Raw genomic sequence first — 2,553 nt, 5'->3', positions numbered from 1 at the left:
GGCTTGTTCGCGGCCCTCGCGGCCACCACGACGCGGCAGCGCCCCCGACGCAGGCACCGCGCGCTGCCTCGACGCCGCGGCCGGGTGCCGCTGCACCAGCGCGGAGAACTCCGCGTGCAGCTCGCCGCCCGACTTCGGACGGGCCAGGGGGTTCGGGTTGAGCGCGCGCCGGTAGAGGGACTCGAACGCGGGCGGCAGGTCCGGATGCCGCACCGACACCTCTGGCACCCCGCCGTCCTCCGGCAGGAGCCCCGTCACCATCTCGCCCATCAACACGCCCAGCGAGTACACGTCCATGCGCGTGTCCAGCTCCGCGCCATTCACGTACTCGGGAGCGATGTACGCCGCCGCCCGGTGCCCCCTCTGCGCCTGCACGAAGGGCAGGTGCGGCACCGCGAGCCCCAGCCCGTAGTCCGACACCTTCAGCATGTCCGGCAGGACGAAGACGTTCTCCGGCTTCACGTCCGAGTGCGGCCCGAAGCGGTGCGCCCCGTCCAGCGCCGCCGCCATCTGCGCCAGCAGCGGCTCCACTTCCTTCAGCGAGAACAGCTGCCCCTTCGCCGCGCGCTGCTCCATCATCCGGCGCAGCGTGAGCCCTTCCAGCAGCTGCATCGTGAAGAAGGGCCGGTCCCCGTCCACGCCCTCCTCGTACACGCGCACCAGGTTGGGGTGGTTGAGCTTCTTGCCCACCCGCATGGACAGCGCGAACTGCGTGCGCTCCTCCGGCTGCTGCACCAGCCGGGGCTGGATGACCTTCAGCGCCACCTCCACGTCGATGGCCTGGTCCTCCGCGCGGAAGACGAAGCCCAGCGGCCCCGACCCGACGACCTCCTGGATGGCGTAGCGGTCCGCGACGACGTCGCCCGGCTTGTAGGGCGCGCCCTCCGCTCCCTTCCGGCGCGCGGCCCCCGCGGCCTGACGCGCGGCCGCGTCCAGCTTCTGGCCACACGTGGCGCAGGTTTCACTCGTATCGGGGACATGGCTGCCGCAGCGGTAGCAGAGCAAAGCAGTGAAACTCCGGAACAGGGCCGCGGGGGGGCGACCTTCCCGGCGGACGGCCGGGGGCCTCCATTCTGCCCGCTCCGGAGCCATTGAGGAACGACGTTGCGCACCGGGGCCGCTAGCGGCCCGTGGACCCGAAACCTCCGTCACCCCGGGAAGTCACTTCCAGCACGTCCACCTCGCGCAGCGCCGTGGCCGTCACCGGGGCCACCACCAGTTGGGCCACCCGGTCGCCCCGACGCAGGGTGAAGGGGGTGTTGGACAGGTTCACGAGCAGCACCTGCACCTCCCCCCGGTAGTCCGCGTCCACCGTCCCGGGGGAGTTGAGGCACGTCACCCCATGTCGCAGCGCCAGCCCCGAGCGGGGCCGCACCTGCCCCTCGAAGCCCGGGGGGAGCGCGAACGCCAGCCCCGTGGGCACCGCCAGCCGCTCCAGGGGCTGGAGCACCCGCTCCCCGTCGATGTCGGCCCGAAGGTCCAACCCGGCCGCCAGCTCCGTCTCGTAGCGGGGCAGGGGCAGCGGGTCCGGATGCGAGCGCACCCGGCGCACGGGGACGGTCAGCGTGGGGTCCATGCCCCCTGCCGTACCACGCACCCCTCCCCCCCTCCATTTCCTGGCCCGACGTCATGGGTCGTGTGGCCCTGCCTCACAGCTCGGTCGCGCCGTCCGCCACGCGCAGGGCGGTGCGGAACCCGAACGGGTCCACCGGCCGCGCGGCCAGCTCCAGCTGGTAGTGCAGGTGCGGCCCGGTGGACCGGCCCGTGCTGCCCGACAGCGCGATGGCCTGCCCCTTCTCCACGCGCGTGCCCGCCTTCACCAAGAGCTCCGAGTTGTGGCAGTACGCCGTCGTCACGCCCCGCCCGTGGTCCAGCACCAGCACGCGGCCGTTGACGGAGTCCTCGCTCGCGCGGCGCACCACGCCCGCGGCCACCGCCGTCACCGTCGTGCCCGAGCGCACCGCCAGGTCCACCCCGGTGTGCATCCGGCGCGTGCGCAGCGTGGGGTGGACGCGGTAGCCGAAGGGGCTCGTCACGGGAGCGCTCTCCGCCACCGGCCACCCGAGCATCAGCGCCGTGGACAGCGCCAGCGCCTGCGCCGCGCCCACGGAGGAGCCCTCGAAGCCCGGGGGCAGCTGCTTCGCCAGGCGCTCCAGGCTCAGCGCCCCGCCCTCCGCGCCCACCCGCTGCAGCGCGAAGCGCGCGGGCACCCGCCCCGCGAACACCGCCGTCACCCGCGCCTCCTCCGACGGGAAGTCCCCGGCGAGCGCGTCCAGCAGCCGCCGCGTCGCCGCCGGTCCGCGCAAGGCATCCACCAGCGCCTCCGGAGCGATGCCCTGCTCACGGGCCAGGGCCAGCGCGGGCTCGCGGGCCTTCGGGTCCAGGGCCTTCAGCGCCGAGTGCGTCCCCCACGCCAGCGCCTCCGCGCTCGTGGGCACGCGCGTGAGCATCGCGGCGGGCAGCGCGTCCGGCACGGGCACCGCCGTGCCGCTCACGCCGTCGTAGTACGCGAGCAGCGGCCGGGCCGTGGTGCGCGTGTGGAAGGCCCAGGCC

The 2,553-nt window shown here is 74.3% G+C and carries 3 protein-coding genes; all 3 read right to left on the bottom strand.

Features of this window, described 5'->3' with window-relative positions; all coding sequences use genetic code 11:
• The coding region (locus ACLEQD_RS41170) for a serine/threonine protein kinase (protein ID WP_410391378.1) at positions 1-1,005 on the bottom strand (1,005 nt) is incomplete at its 3' end.
• A 115-nt stretch (positions 1,006-1,120) separates the two neighbouring features.
• Complete coding sequence (dut, locus tag ACLEQD_RS41165) at positions 1,121-1,576, bottom strand: dUTP diphosphatase (protein ID WP_410391377.1); 456 nt, start codon at positions 1,574-1,576, stop codon at positions 1,121-1,123.
• Between the two features lie 73 nt (positions 1,577-1,649).
• Positions 1,650-2,553 (bottom strand): M23 family metallopeptidase (locus ACLEQD_RS41160; protein ID WP_410391376.1); only part of this gene is annotated, 904 nt, incomplete at its 5' end.

It is taken from the genome of Corallococcus sp. 4LFB (assembly GCF_046520365.1).
GTDB lineage: Bacteria > Myxococcota > Myxococcia > Myxococcales > Myxococcaceae > Corallococcus > Corallococcus caeni.
The sequence above is the reverse complement of the archived record's forward strand: the minus strand, read 5'-3'. Positions and strand labels throughout refer to the sequence as shown.

Bases quoted from the DNA above. Each gene is read 5' to 3' on its own strand.
- dut (WP_410391377.1), bottom strand. From the start codon at position 1,576: ATGGACCCCACGCTGACCGTCCCCGTGCGCCGGGTGCGCTCGCATCCG.